Below are 13485 nucleotides of genomic sequence, written 5' to 3' on the forward strand. Positions count from 1 at the left end.
TACCTTATCCTTTAAGACATTTCTTTTAAACACATTGATTTAAAAGGCATTGCAACTAGCTAAGCTGACAATTATTTTAGCGTCCCTAAGCGATTGGATAGCTGACCAATAATTGCATCAATCTCTTGATTGGCTTCTTTTTCATTATCCAAATTACCATTTGGTGTTAGCTGATTCATCACCTCAGGGAGTAGCTCTGCTAATCCTTGCCGCACTTCGCTATCGTTAGCACCAGTCTGCGCGGCTACTTGCTGGATCTCTCTTTCATCAAACAGCTGATTGACCTCATTAGGATCTAAATTATCATTGAGCTCACTATTGCTCAGCCAAGAGCGCGCCTGCGCCTCATGACCCATACCAGTGATTTTCGATAAAGCGCCGCTCAAGCCGCCATTACGCTGTATCCAGCTAAGCACCATCGGCATAAGCGCTGCTATCAGCATCCCTTTACCGCCAAAACCACTTCGGCTACGCTGAGAACCACCTAGTACACTTCCCAAGATATCGCCAAGACCGCCTGCTCCTGAGCTCATACTGCCGCGCTGACTGCCGCCAGTCAAGCCGCCTAATAGATCATCCAAACCAAACCCATTGTCTGGCTGACGATCATATCGCTGCGGATTGTAGCCTCCGGCTTGGTTATTAGCGCCGGCCGTTCCGCCTAGCACACTGCCTAATATATCGCCAAGACCGCCAGTACGGCGCGGGCTAGTGCGCTGATTGACTGGGTTACGCTGTGCATCGTTTGGATCCATCGCACTACGGGCAACTTGTGAGACTAAATTCCCTAATAAACTCATAAAACTCTCCTGTTATGGTGTTTTTTACTTCTCCTTAATATAACAAATCCATTTCTACCGCTAGAGGGTTGTTTTGTTATGGCTTGTATCGTCTAGTATTTTATATAGTCGAATTACTTTAAAAGTGTCATAGCGCTGCTGGGATGAATTTTACGCAGCCTCTGTGATAACAGCACGCAAGTAAAATTTATACCAGTAGCGCGTTCAAATTTATAACAACTTTATTTTGAACTGACTATAGATCTAGGGTTTGCAATCGATTACCTACTTGAGAGCAGCTTGGCGGTTTAGTCGCTTTGAGTAGTGCCATCGATACTGTTAGCCAAAATACACAGTTGTCTCCACTGTTCAGCGCCCACTTGATCGCGAAATATGGTTACTGTAAAGGGACGCTGATAAGGTTCAGTCATAACGAGTGTTAAATGTATTAACCATGAAAACTGATGAACTGTAGACAGCTTAGCTTGCCATAGCTCATCAGCGCGCCCCGTACGCATCAGCAGCTGCCAACCAAGATCGACGCGCTGACTAATAGGAGGTTGGCTGAGATGTATTAAGATTGGCTTAGATAAGGCCAAATAACTAATAACAGCAGCAGCTACGAGCAAAATCAGCACATACTGCCAAAGCCATAATTTCGCTAACCATGCCAATAGAACAATGATAGCCGCCAAACTGCCATACGATAAAGACCGTAAATAACTAGTAGGCTGTATAGGGGTATCAATCCGTAGCGATAAGCACGACCTTGCCATCTGATTATCCAGTACGTTAATTAAAATAGCGACAAGCAGTTGGTAATTATAAAACGCAGCTAAGTACCTGCTACATTAAGTGCTTACTATGACGCCAAGTCTTAATCTTATTCACTAACTCCCAAACTGCGGCATCTTCCGGTTGGCTTTGATTGGTAAAGTAATCTAGTAAGTCAGGGTCTTCGTAAGTGAGCATTTCAGCAAAGGTGGCTTGCTCAGCAACATCAGCCGTCAGATAAAGCTCCTTAACATAAGGATCAATATAAAAATCTAACTCTTTGAGGCCGCGACGGGCTTGATAAATGATACGGCGTTGCTCAGTGGTAGGCTCTGGTTGGGTAGTCATAGATAACTCTTTAGTCGTTAACAAGCGGTTATTGCTTAAGCGGTTGTTAATTGTATGATGAATGTTTGTTCGAAAACGAACTTAGTTTATCTCTGTCTCACAAAAATATTAAGCATCGTTCGTTTAAGCTAAGCTGATAAATTATTATAGTCTGTGAGCTGCTGCCAAAGTGCTACGGCTTGCTGCATCATCGCCACATTGTGGGTACGAATAATACCTGCGCCTTGTTGCAGCGCAAATAAACCCGCAGCAGTACTTGCCGTATCACGTTCGATAGCTGGTGAGTTTTGCACTGCTTCAATATTACTATGGTTGAGGACTTCTGCCAAAAAACGCTTGCGTGAAACGCCAAACATCAGCGGCAGCTCTAAGCTTTGTAAGCTTGCTAGTTGGGTCAACAACGCACAATGATGCTCATAGTTTTTGGCAAAACCAAAGCCTGGATCAAGGATGATATTAGCACGTTTGACCCCGACACTGACCACATCCTCTACACGCGCTGCTAACTCTGTTATAACCTCGCTAATAACATCATCGTATTGCGCTAAGCTGGTCATAGTAGTTGGCTCACCGCGCATATGCATCAGCATCACCGGCAGCTGCAACTGAGCGGCCATGGCAGCAGCGCCCTCACGCTTTAAAGCGCGTACATCATTCCAGATATCTGCGCCAGCCGCGAATGCCTCTTCCATCACTTGTGGACTGCTGGTATCAATCGACAGCCATATCTCATCACCACAGTGTGTGCGAATGGCTTTGACTACTGGTATGACGCGTTCAATCTCTGCACTTGTCGCTACCGTTTCAGCGTTCGGGCGTGTTGACTCACCGCCAATATCGATAATAGTCGCACCCGCTGCGATCATTTCCTGCGCTCGACTCAGGGCACTATCTATAGCATTGAACTGGCCACCATCAGAAAACGAGTCTGGGGTAACATTCAAAATACCCATAATCTGCGGCTTCGATAAGTCTAAAGTTTTGTGACGTACCCTGATACTATAAGCCGGTAGAGGCTGAAACAAAGGCATAATAAATCCCATATAGATAACGATTTACAGATAAACAATTATTAATTCTTAACTCAAATTTTTAGCTTATCATATCAGTAAATTAGCGGTATACCTAAAGTCTCTCAAACCTTTGAGACGGCTAAAACTGAGCGCAGATTTTTTTCCAAAATAACGTCACTGATGAACGAAATCTCTAAATTTTAACCCAAAAAAGCCCTTTATAAAAAGGGCTTTTATTATTTAACTAGTCGGTATTCATCAAAGACGTTATCGAAGCTACATCGCTGGCAATGGCGGTGGAATAGTGCCTTCAGGCTTACCTCTATCCTTCGATAAATTAACTTCGTTATGCTGATAAATCTTCGGTGGACGTGGATCTTCACCGGCTAAGATATCTTGTAACTGATCGCGATCGATCGTTTCCCACTTCATAAGAGCGTCTACCATCGCATGCATTTTATCTTGATTAGCCTCAATCAGTTCGCGCGCGATATCATACTGTTCTTCTAACATTCGGCGTACTTCATCATCGACTTTTTGCTGCGTAGCTTCAGAAATCGTCCGACCACCACCGCCGAAGTAACCTTGCGAGCTATCATCGTCTTCGTAGACCATGATACCGAGCGCGTCTGACATACCATACTTAGTCACCATCGCCCGCGCCATCTTGGTCGCACGTTCAAAGTCGTTGGAAGCACCCGTTGACATCTGATCGATAAATACCTCTTCTGCGATACGGCCACCGAATAAGATAGCGATATCATTGAGCATTTTCGACTTATACATACTGGTTTGATCATGCTCAGGCAGCTGCCAAGTGACCCCTAGAGCAAAACCACGCGGCATAATCGTTACCTTATGCACCGGATCAGTACCGGGTAGTAATTCAGCAACTAAGGCATGGCCTGATTCGTGATAAGCCGTAGCGCGGCGCTCTTCTTCACGAATCACCATCGATTTGCGCTCAGGACCCATATAGAGCTTATCTTTAGCGTCTTCAAAGTCATTCATATCGACACTACGCTTATTGCGGCGCGCGGCAAATAGTGCTGCCTCGTTGACAAGGTTAGCCAGCTGAGCACCGGTAAAGCCAGGCGTACCACGAGCTAAAGCACGCGCATCCACACTAATAGTATTCGGCAGCTTCTTGAGATGCACTTTTAAGATTTGCTCACGGCCTTTGATATCCGGTAAGCCGACTTGTACCTGACGGTCAAAACGGCCTGGACGTAATAGCGCTTTATCTAGCACGTCAGCACGGTTAGTCGCGGCGATAACAATCACCCCTTCATTACCTTCAAAGCCATCCATCTCAACGAGCAATTGGTTCAGCGTCTGCTCACGCTCGTCATTACCGCCGCCCATACCTGAGCCACGGTGACGACCGACCGCATCGATCTCATCGATAAAGATGATACAAGGCGCACTCTTCTTCGCTTGTTCAAACATATCACGAACACGCGAAGCACCGACACCGACAAACATCTCAACGAAATCAGAACCTGAAATTGAGAAAAACGGTACTTTAGCTTCCCCAGCGATAGCTCGGGCTAGCAAGGTTTTACCAGTACCCGGAGGGCCGACCATCAAGATACCACGAGGGATAGTCGCACCAAGCTTAGTGAACTTATCAGGGTCCCGTAGGAACTCAACCACTTCTACGACTTCTTCTTTGGCCTCTTCACAGCCAGCGACGTCGTTGAAATTAACCTTAATCTGATCTTCACTCAGCATTTTCGCTTTTGACTTACCAAAGCTCATCGGTCCGCCGCCTTTACCGCCAGCGCCACCTTGCATATTGCGCATGAAGAATAAGAAGAGACCTATGATCAATAGAATTGGGAAACTGGCAATCAATAGCTGCATCAGTATACTCTGGCGTTTTGGTGCCGTGCCTTCAACCTCGACCTGATTTTCACGTAGCATTGGCATTAACTGCTCATCAGCCACTGCAGGTCTAATAGTCTCAAACGTTGAGCCATTCTTCTTCTCACCAGTGATTTGTTCACCGTCAATCTCAACGCTAGCTACTTGATTTTCTGACACTGCGGTCACAAACTCAGAGTAGTTAAGGTTATCTGGCTCAGATGATTGATCAAAGCCGCTAAACACTAGCACTAGAACGCCGATTACCACCAGCCACAATAAGGTATTTTTTACCATGTCGCTCACAAGCTTTCCCATCCCTACTTATTGGTGTGTCAACTCGACACGTGACGCCTTCAAAGCGTTAACCCATTATTTATTTCAGTCTTTATGTTGACTATATATAGTATATGGTGACTAAACGCCACGATTAAAAGATAAAAACCAATATAAATAACCAGTTATTCTTAGACGACTTCATTTTAATGATTGCTTAAAACAAAGCTAATATACCACGATATATGGTTTCAATCGGTACAATTCAACCACTAGGTATCATTTTTCAGTTAACTATTGTAGCAAGCCTAGCAGCGCTTAAACTTATCAAACCACTATCTAATCGCTATCCAAAACATCTCTTTTGAGCGTGGTCTAGAGGCGGCCGGCTTGATACTGCGAACCTTACTAAAATCACTTTGCATTTGCTGCCTTAGCTCTTGTGTGCCCTCGCCTTGAAAAACTTTCATAATTAGCGCGCCGCCTTTGGGTAGGGTCGCTAAGGCAAAATCTACTGCCAGCTCGCACAGATACATCATACGCGGCTGGTCAACGGCGCTGTTACCAGCGGTGTTGGGTGCCATATCGGATAAGACCACATCGACTTGGCTATCGCCGACTTCTGCCATAATAGCGTCAAAAACCTCAGCTTCGCGAAAATCACCTTGAATAAAAGCGACATCAGCCAAAGCATCCATCGGTAAAATATCCGAGGCAATCAAAGTACCTGTGTCGCCTACTAGCTTGCTCGCTACCTGCGACCAGCTACCAGGAGCACTCCCCAAATCCACTACGGTCATACCTTTGGTGATAATCTGGGTTTTCTCATTAATTTCTAACAGTTTATAAGCTGCGCGGGCACGGTAACCTTCTTTTTGCGCTTGCTTGACATAATGATCATCGAGATGCTCTTTCATCCAAGCACGGCTACTTTTGGAAAGTTTTTTATTTTCGATACGGGTAGCCAAGATGCTTGCTCCTCTAGTGACAACGATGATCTGATGACAAAAAGCTATGCAAAAACCAGTTCTAGCATCGTTTTCTTTTATTGATTTAATTTTATGAAATATAGCTTATAAAGTTAACATTATAATGCTGTTTTGTTTGCTAGCTATATCAACCGAAGCCAAGCGGCTCTATAATGCAACAATAGGCTCAGTTTAACATTTCCCTCACTTAAAATCGTCCAAAATCCTACCGAATTCAAGCAAGATAGACTTATATTGCTTATAATACTGATTAAATTTTTTGATGATATTGTCTGGGTCGCCTCAGAATGCTCTGTCGCTGATGCAGGCACTAAAACTTATTGATATAAGGAATGTTATGCAACTTGATAATGAAACAATCAAACGCCTAAAGAGCATTGGCCACGAGCTCAAGCCTATCGTTATGATCGGCAATAAAGGCATCACCCCTGCTATTAGTGAAGAGATCGATAGAGCTTTAACCGATCACGAGTTGATTAAGGTTAAGCTGCCAGCAGGCAGTAAGCATGAGCGTGATATCGTTAGTACTGAGATTGCGACCACGGCGAATGCGAATGTTATTCACACTATCGGCCGTATGGCGCTGTTATTACGCCAAAACCCAAACGCCAACCCTAAGCTGTCAAACTTAGCTCGTCATGCTAATTAATCGATAGCCACTACTGACTTTATAGTAGAAGGTTAGCTTATAATAAAAGCCGCAGCTTATTAGACTTGCGGCTTTTGTCATTTTCACGCTTCTACTTTTGCCATCTTGTTTTGCTGGCCGCTCAGCTCGTTTTAATCATTTAACCTGTGAACTGTAAGGCAATCCCTAACATGAGCCAGACTTTTATCCTCAAGCTTGCCACCGATAACTTAATTAATGATGCCAACAAGATTGGCGTGTCCACTGCACAGTTACAGCAAATTGTAGTTACGGTGACGGCTAGCATTGCAGATTTAGCTAATACTGATAGTGATGAGTTAAACGCAAAGAGTAGCGCAGTCAATACCAGCTTAAATCTCAGGTATGAGATTGAGCTACCTTCTATAACTTTACTTGAGCAGCTGCAGTGGCCACTATGGAATAAAGAGAAAGTTGGCTTCAAGGATTATTTATGGGAGCAAACTTGCCTAGAATGCTTTATAACCAATAACGCGGCAAGCTATGTTGAGATCAATGCCAGTCCAAATGGTCAATACGCTGTCTATCAGTTTGCAGACTACCGTACCCCTGCTACGCTGCCACCTACTCCTTTATTGATAAAAGACAGCCAACACCCTGCCGCTATTCAATGGCACGATACCGCATTGGCAAGTAGCGATATCTTAACCAAACAGCGCCGATTCTCAATCTCATTAGATAAGCTGCCCTACCCTATATTGAATCCTGACCCTACTGCCTTGATACATCCTTGCGTCATTATTTATTTTAATGAGATTCCGCTTTATTTTGCACCCTATCATACCTCTCCAGCTGATTTTCATCAGCGCCAGCATTGGTCATACCTTCAACTTGATAAACAGCTATAAAGTAGCAAAAACTCATAGGCGTACAATTAGGCGTATAGGCGTACAATAAAAAACCCAGTAATGTCATCTAGATCATTACTGGGTTTATTTGCTTAACTGACGACAGTTAGATCATAACTCACTATGGCAAGTACTGAAGCATTTACTCGTCAGCCATTGCTAAGTAGATACCACGGTTTGAGGCATCATCAACATATTGTGAATCGCGCCATGTGGTATAGCTGTGCGTGCCACTATATGGATTAATGCTATTTTGACGGAAGTCAGAGACCCAGCCATTGCCATCAAAAATCTGAATATGACCATGTGGGCGGCTTGAAGTACGATTAAAAACAACAACGTCACCGACTTGCGGCTGCATGTCGTTGCTGATCTTAGTAAAACCTGCATTAGCTAGCGTACCGCGTGTGGCATACTGATAAGCGGATGGGTTGGGCGTAAACTCGTAACCGGCAGATTGTAGCGCTTTACGGACATAACGAGCGCAGTAACCAGAGCTTCTAGACAATGCTGCTCTTGAAGCACGGGCAGCAGCGAGAGCAGGAGCTGAGTTACTATCTGGGATGTTATTGCGAATTTGTTGTTGTCTTTCGTAAGATAAACGGCTAGTTAGCGACGCTAACTGATATTCTTTTTGCTTCGCATGAGCGCTTAGGTTATCGATAGCCTGACTGATTTCGTCATTGCTAAAAACATGAGCACCACTGTTGGTGCTGTAGATGTTCTGGCTAGAACCGTAGTTCGAAGCAGCAGAGATATTAGTGATGGTATGAGTCAAGGTATTATTTGATTGAAAGGTCGTTTCTACAGCACCACTTGTTTGTGCTATGCCCATTCCCAGTACTGACAAAATTAATAAAGCTTGTTTCATAAATTTACTACCTATTGTTAATACAAGATCGCTCGTCATCCATAACGAAGCATCAATTAATTTAAAGGATATAACCATCAAACAATCATGATAAAATCCTAGGTGTAGCAGCTAACCCTCTAGTCTTAAGCGCCTGACACTAGCATCATTACTAGTCCTGTCATCCGCCTCGTAGATTGTCCGCTTCAACCTTATATCTAGCAATGAGCAATACGATGTCAAAAAAACAACCCAATCGACTTGCCCAGCTTATCGATCATCAAGCATTTGCTGGTAACGCGCTACCTCGGAGCTTGAGCGATAATATGCGTGTGTTTATCCAAGCAACCACTGAGATAAAAAAACTATTGGTAGATTGTCTACCAGAAGAGATTCTTAATACCTGCTGGGTTGTCGGTCTGACTAATGAGCAACTCACACTCAGTGTAGGTTCAGTAACTGCTGCTAATCACATTCGCTATTTACAAAATGCTTACTTATCGGTGTTAACAGAGCAGTCAATTACATTTCAACAACTCAAGCAAATCAACGTCGTGGTAGCTCATACTGCCGCTCATAATTCTAAAGTTTCAGAAAAATCAGTGGTCTCAAAATCCGATCAAACCAATATACATCAGGCTCTTAGCCAAAACACAAAACGGACTATATCACAGGCAGCAGAGCATGTCACCACAGATAAAAACCTACAAAAAGCGCTTTTACGGCTGGTAAATGACTGAAAATCTGTAGTTTACATTGTAAACTTATGTAAAAAAACCCCTCAAAAATAATCAAGACTAACTCATTCTCCAGAATTTTTGACACAAAAAAAAACGTCCAACGAAGATTGTCTTTAACTTGACATCGTCATTGGACGTTTTCTGATAGCTGTTAGCTTTTATACCATCTAACTTTCAGCGATTTAATCTAGCTTTAACACTCTAATATAGTCAAAATTATGAATGTTTTACTTCGTAAACTATGTAATATTGCGTAAATGTTGCGATACATCCTGTATGTTCGTGTATTTATCCTTCAACAACTAGCCCAGAAAGAGGTAAATATTCGATAGGACAAGTTACATTGTCATCAAATGTTACAATTTCAAAGTTATTTGGATCAGATAATATCTCGCGAACCAATAAGTTATTTAGAGCATGGCCTGATTTGTAAGCACTAAACCGACCCAATATAGGATACCCGATGAGATATAAGTCGCCTAATGCATCCAATATCTTATGACGGACGAACTCATCGTTGAAGCGTAGGCCTTCAGCATTCAATACTCTCGCCTCATCAATGACAATAGCATTGTCCATGTTGCCACCTAAAGCAAGGTTGTTTTTGCGCAGTGCTTCGATATCTTTCATAAAACCGAAAGTGCGCGCTTCGCTTAACTGCTCAATGAAGTTATGAGTAGAGAGGTGAAACTGGGCATGTTGAAAGTCTTTGTCGAAGGCAGGATGATCGAAGTCAATCTCGAAATTCATTTCAAAGCCATTATAAGAGCGAAGTTCAGCCCATTTGTCATCGACCTTAACTCGTACTGGTCTGACGATTCTTAGGAACTTCTTAGCCGCTTCTTGCTCTTCAAAGCCAGCTTGTAGTAATAAGCCTACAAAAGGTGCAGCGCTACCATCCATGATAGGAATCTCACTTGCGGAGACTCGTATCAGTAAATTATCCACACCAAGGCCAGCAATAGCGCTTAGCAAGTGCTCAACGGTACCTACGCGTGTACCCCCAAACACTAAGTTAGAAGACATCATAGTATCTTGCACCAAAAAGGCGCTGGCTGGAATCGGTTCTGAGCCTAGTATATCGGAACGCTCAAAAACAACACCGGTGTCAACAGGCTGTGGATGAAACTCGAGATCCACTGGCTGACCACTATGTAAGCCGGTACCAGTGACCGCTAAAGCTGTTTTTATAGTTCTTTGATTCATGGCTGTAATCCCACATATTTTGTTACAATTGCCCTAGTGTACCATTACTACCCCTTAATTCGCTATAGCCAAAAAACACTAATTTCCATATTTAAGCTATTAACAATACTCATTGTCATAGTCTTTTTAACTATATTTATTCATCAAAGGCTAGCTAAGAGTAGATAAATCAAGGTGTACAGCTTTGACATTGATTATAAACAACCTTTCTCTAAACCCTTATTTTTACTCAATAATATTAACCACTCACAACATATTTTCAACGATTAAACCCAATATTGAAATTTAATTTTGGGGTTTATTAATACTAATCGTCATATTTTTAAACAAAAAAACCAGCGTTGATACGCTGGTTTTTCGTTGCAGGCTCAAATGAGCAAGTAATTAAATGCAGTCTATTTATTTTGCTGACGCTTTAGGTAATCTTGGATACTGTTGGTCTTAGTTTGCGGCTGTTCTTGCGGCACTGTACGCGGCGCAGTGTCTTGATATTGCTGTGCTTGAGTTTGTTTTTGACTATTTAAAGCGCTCGTATGTGTGCTTGGGTCTACTGATTGAGTGCTAGTCACGGAAGGCACTGGCATTTCAGGGATGTCTTCATTCAAAGTCAGACCGGTTGCGATAACGGTAACATGCAAATCATCACCCATCTTCTCATCGATGACCGAACCATAAAAGATATTGGCGTCGTCATTATCAGTGATACCTTCGACGATTTCACTGATTTGACTGAACTCGTCTAAAGATAGCGACTCAGAGGAGATGACGTTGACTAGCAAGCCTTTAGCGTTTTCTAGGCGCAAATCATCAAGCAGAGGTGATCTGATCGCTTTCTCAGTGGCTTGACGCGCACGGTCATCGCCGCTAGCACGGCCGATACCCATCATCGCATGCCCTTTAGCGGTCATCGCCGTACGGATATCATTAAAATCGATATTGATAAGTCCTTCACGAGCGATAGTTTCAGCAATACCTTGCACGGCATGTAATAGAACATCATCCGCTTTTTTGAAAGCGTCTTGCATTGAGATATTACCGTAGATACTCATCAGCTTATCATTAGGAATAGTAATGATAGAATCCACAAAGTTGGTCAATTGCTCAATGCCTGCTTTGGCCGCTTTGATGCGTTTGCCACCTTCAAACTTAAAGGGTGTTGTGACTACAGCGACAGTCAGCACTTCTAACTCTTTAGCGATACGAGCGACGACTGGAGCAGCGCCTGTACCCGTACCACCGCCCATACCGGCAGTAATAAATACCATGTCAGAGTTCTCTAGCATCTCACGGATCGCTTCTTCCTCGCTTTCCGCAGCCTCACGTCCGACTTCTGGGTTAGCACCAGCGCCGAGACCGCGATTAGTCTTAGCGCCAAGCTGGAGCTTATTAGGAGCGGTTAGCCGATCTAGCGCTTGTCTATCGGTATTGGCACAGACAAAAGTGACGCCTCTGATACCTTGCTGCACCATATGCTCCACTGCATTACCGCCACCGCCGCCTACCCCAAATACAGTGAAGCGCGCTTGGCCATTGTCTTGAACTTGACTATCATCTGGCATGGTATATTTTGACATAAAAAGAGTTCTCCAGTTGCAAATAGCGTAAGGGTCGACACGTCATAGTGCAGGCAGGTTCTGTCATATCGACTGACTATATATAAATGTATTTAAATAAAATGAGTATAAGTATATCTTAGTTTAGTTTTCAAACTATCATAGTATCTTTTTGAAGACGTTAGTAAAACGCTGACCGACTCTTTGGAAGGTGCCTTTTACTCGGCTTTCTTGAATAGCTTCGGGCTCGCTTTGTTCACTATGACGAAACTGCTCGCTCTGACTATATAATAAAGCCCCAAAAGCCGTATGATAAGCTCGATCATTAATCTGAGTATTAAGCTGTTTAAAGGTATCTTCATTGTCAAAATGATTAAAAGCGCTGATGGCCGGATGAGTATTACTCATGACGACAGGCATTTTTAATAATTTTTTGGCAAAAGGCACCATACCTTTAATCGTACTACCACCGCCTGTCAAAACGATGCCGCGATCGATAAAACCTATCAAATCCGCGTCATGTAGCTGACGCGCTACTTCGGTAAATATCTGAATAAACCGCGCCTCAATAATGCGGGCTAAATTGTAAATGCCGATATTGATCTCATCATTTGAGCCTTGTGGCTTAAACAAAAAGAACGCGCTAGGGTCTATACTATTGGTATCGACGGTGCCATAGGACTTTTTGAGTCTCTCAGCTTCTATCATCGAGATACCCACATCGGCTGAGATATCCATAGTTACTTCATGACTACCGCTAGCGATACAATGGGTAAAGATAAGCTTGTTTTCTTTATAAACACAAATACTCGTGGTGCTCGCACCGATATTCACCAAACAGACGCCCTGTTGACGCTCCTCGCTCATCAAGCTGTACTCTGCACTAGTGACCGCATCAAAGACGATATGGTCGATACCTACATCGCAGCTTTGCAAGAGTTTTTGAATATTTTGGCGGCTAGCCACCGGCATCATCATCATGTGATAAAGCACAGTGATGTTTTTGGCAATCATCTCGATAGCATCATCGACCATGGAGTCCATATCATCAATATAGATACCTTGCTGACAACAGTGCATCAGATAATAATCAGAAGGCAAGTCTTTAGTTTTTGCGTTGGACAATGCCTGTACCATGTCTTTAGCTAGCACCACCTCTTCTTCAACAGCAACCTGTCCGGTACTATTCTTACTAAGTAACTCAGGGGTCGCTAAAGTCAGCCAGACGCTATGTACACGGCAATTTGCGGTATCTTCTGCTTCTTGGATGGCTTGTTTAATCGCACTTTGTAGACGTTCGCGATGCTTGATTCGACCTTGATAGAAGTCATTGTTTTTGACTTGACCGACACCCATGATACGGATGTCTTTTGCAGAGACAACACTACCAATCACAGCATAAACTGCAGTGGCACTAAGATGGACAACAACTAGATTTTCAGTATTTTTCATGTTACCAGACAAATTATCGCTAATCAGGGAACGATTTCACATTCCCATTAATCATTAAAAAGTACTTGCGAAGCAATCTATCTAACGAGTTTCGTTAAATTATCCTTTAGAAAACTCTAAAGTA

13 protein-coding genes are annotated in these 13485 nt (G+C 43.2%); 3 read left to right on the plus strand and 10 right to left on the minus strand.

Features of this window, described 5'->3' with window-relative positions; translation table 11 throughout:
- Positions 1 to 71: 71 nt before the first annotated feature.
- The 6 genes from ACTXGJ_RS03625 to ACTXGJ_RS03650 all read right to left on the minus strand — a co-directional run bounded on the left by ACTXGJ_RS03625 (position 72) and on the right by ACTXGJ_RS03650 (position 6024).
- Positions 72 to 800, minus strand: coding sequence for a YidB family protein (locus ACTXGJ_RS03625; protein ID WP_443565161.1), 729 nt, complete (start codon positions 798 to 800; stop codon positions 72 to 74).
- Positions 801 to 1087: 287 nt separating this feature from the next.
- Complete coding sequence (locus ACTXGJ_RS03630) at positions 1088 to 1555, minus strand: protein YgfX (RefSeq protein ID WP_443565162.1); 468 nt, start codon at positions 1553 to 1555, stop codon at positions 1088 to 1090.
- A gap of 70 nt (positions 1556 to 1625) precedes the next feature.
- Positions 1626 to 1901, minus strand: a complete 276-nt coding sequence (locus tag ACTXGJ_RS03635) for an FAD assembly factor SdhE (RefSeq protein ID WP_439241580.1) — start codon at positions 1899 to 1901, stop codon at positions 1626 to 1628.
- Positions 1902 to 2029: 128 nt separating this feature from the next.
- Entirely contained in the window at positions 2030 to 2932 is a 903-nt protein-coding gene (folP, locus tag ACTXGJ_RS03640; protein WP_443565163.1) for a dihydropteroate synthase, read from the minus strand.
- Between the two features lie 258 nt (positions 2933 to 3190).
- Complete coding sequence (ftsH, locus tag ACTXGJ_RS03645; protein ID WP_439241584.1) at positions 3191 to 5086, minus strand: ATP-dependent zinc metalloprotease FtsH; 1896 nt, start codon at positions 5084 to 5086, stop codon at positions 3191 to 3193.
- Positions 5087 to 5391: 305 nt separating this feature from the next.
- Positions 5392 to 6024: an RlmE family RNA methyltransferase gene (locus ACTXGJ_RS03650; protein ID WP_443565164.1), complete on the minus strand. Its 633-nt coding sequence runs from the start codon at positions 6022 to 6024 to the stop codon at positions 5392 to 5394.
- Positions 6025 to 6382: 358 nt separating this feature from the next.
- Here ACTXGJ_RS03650 and ACTXGJ_RS03655 point away from each other — a divergent pair, with 358 nt between their 5' ends.
- Both ACTXGJ_RS03655 and ACTXGJ_RS03660 read left to right on the plus strand, forming a co-directional pair.
- Positions 6383 to 6694, plus strand: coding sequence for a YhbY family RNA-binding protein (locus ACTXGJ_RS03655; protein WP_439241588.1), 312 nt, complete (start codon positions 6383 to 6385; stop codon positions 6692 to 6694).
- 170 nt (positions 6695 to 6864) lie between these two features.
- Complete coding sequence (locus tag ACTXGJ_RS03660) at positions 6865 to 7560, plus strand: DOMON domain-containing protein (RefSeq protein WP_443565165.1); 696 nt, start codon at positions 6865 to 6867, stop codon at positions 7558 to 7560.
- 142 nt (positions 7561 to 7702) lie between these two features.
- Here ACTXGJ_RS03660 and ACTXGJ_RS03665 read toward each other — a convergent pair whose 3' ends face one another.
- The gene (locus tag ACTXGJ_RS03665) at positions 7703 to 8431 is read right to left on the minus strand and encodes a CHAP domain-containing protein (protein WP_439241592.1); all 729 of its coding nucleotides are present in this window, start codon (positions 8429 to 8431) and stop codon (positions 7703 to 7705) included.
- A gap of 215 nt (positions 8432 to 8646) precedes the next feature.
- Here ACTXGJ_RS03665 and ACTXGJ_RS03670 point away from each other — a divergent pair, with 215 nt between their 5' ends.
- Positions 8647 to 9150 carry a hypothetical protein gene (locus tag ACTXGJ_RS03670; RefSeq protein ID WP_443565166.1) on the plus strand — a complete coding sequence of 168 codons (504 nt, stop codon included), beginning with the start codon at positions 8647 to 8649 and terminating at the stop codon, positions 9148 to 9150.
- Positions 9151 to 9438: 288 nt separating this feature from the next.
- On the opposite strand, the gene lpxC is transcribed toward ACTXGJ_RS03670, so the two are convergent.
- The 3 genes from lpxC to ftsA all read right to left on the minus strand — a co-directional run bounded on the left by lpxC (position 9439) and on the right by ftsA (position 13361).
- Positions 9439 to 10356 carry a UDP-3-O-acyl-N-acetylglucosamine deacetylase gene (gene lpxC, locus ACTXGJ_RS03675; RefSeq protein ID WP_443565167.1) on the minus strand — a complete coding sequence of 306 codons (918 nt, stop codon included), beginning with the start codon at positions 10354 to 10356 and terminating at the stop codon, positions 9439 to 9441.
- A 395-nt stretch (positions 10357 to 10751) separates the two neighbouring features.
- Positions 10752 to 11930: a cell division protein FtsZ gene (gene ftsZ / locus ACTXGJ_RS03680; RefSeq protein ID WP_439241598.1), complete on the minus strand. Its 1179-nt coding sequence runs from the start codon at positions 11928 to 11930 to the stop codon at positions 10752 to 10754.
- Between the two features lie 138 nt (positions 11931 to 12068).
- Entirely contained in the window at positions 12069 to 13361 is a 1293-nt protein-coding gene (gene ftsA / locus ACTXGJ_RS03685; protein WP_439241600.1) for a cell division protein FtsA, read from the minus strand.
- Between the last annotated feature and the right edge of the window lie 124 nt (positions 13362 to 13485).

Source organism: Psychrobacter sp. 1Y11 (genome assembly GCF_052259045.1).
In the GTDB taxonomy this organism is placed as follows: Bacteria; Pseudomonadota; Gammaproteobacteria; order Pseudomonadales; family Moraxellaceae; genus Psychrobacter.

Coding starts and splice junctions, on each gene's coding strand:
- ACTXGJ_RS03660 (WP_443565165.1), top strand. CDS start 6,865: ATGAGCCAGACTTTTATCCTCAAGCTTGCCACCGATAACTTAATTAAT.
- ACTXGJ_RS03630 (WP_443565162.1), bottom strand. CDS start 1,555: ATGGCAAGGTCGTGCTTATCGCTACGGATTGATACCCCTATACAGCCT.
- ACTXGJ_RS03655 (WP_439241588.1), top strand. CDS start 6,383: ATGCAACTTGATAATGAAACAATCAAACGCCTAAAGAGCATTGGCCAC.
- ftsA (WP_439241600.1), bottom strand. CDS start 13,361: ATGAAAAATACTGAAAATCTAGTTGTTGTCCATCTTAGTGCCACTGCA.
- ACTXGJ_RS03625 (WP_443565161.1), bottom strand. CDS start 800: ATGAGTTTATTAGGGAATTTAGTCTCACAAGTTGCCCGTAGTGCGATG.
- ACTXGJ_RS03670 (WP_443565166.1), top strand. CDS start 8,647: ATGTCAAAAAAACAACCCAATCGACTTGCCCAGCTTATCGATCATCAA.
- ftsZ (WP_439241598.1), bottom strand. CDS start 11,930: ATGTCAAAATATACCATGCCAGATGATAGTCAAGTTCAAGACAATGGC.
- lpxC (WP_443565167.1), bottom strand. CDS start 10,356: ATGAATCAAAGAACTATAAAAACAGCTTTAGCGGTCACTGGTACCGGC.
- ACTXGJ_RS03665 (WP_439241592.1), bottom strand. CDS start 8,431: ATGAAACAAGCTTTATTAATTTTGTCAGTACTGGGAATGGGCATAGCA.
- ACTXGJ_RS03635 (WP_439241580.1), bottom strand. CDS start 1,901: ATGACTACCCAACCAGAGCCTACCACTGAGCAACGCCGTATCATTTAT.
- folP (WP_443565163.1), bottom strand. CDS start 2,932: ATGCCTTTGTTTCAGCCTCTACCGGCTTATAGTATCAGGGTACGTCAC.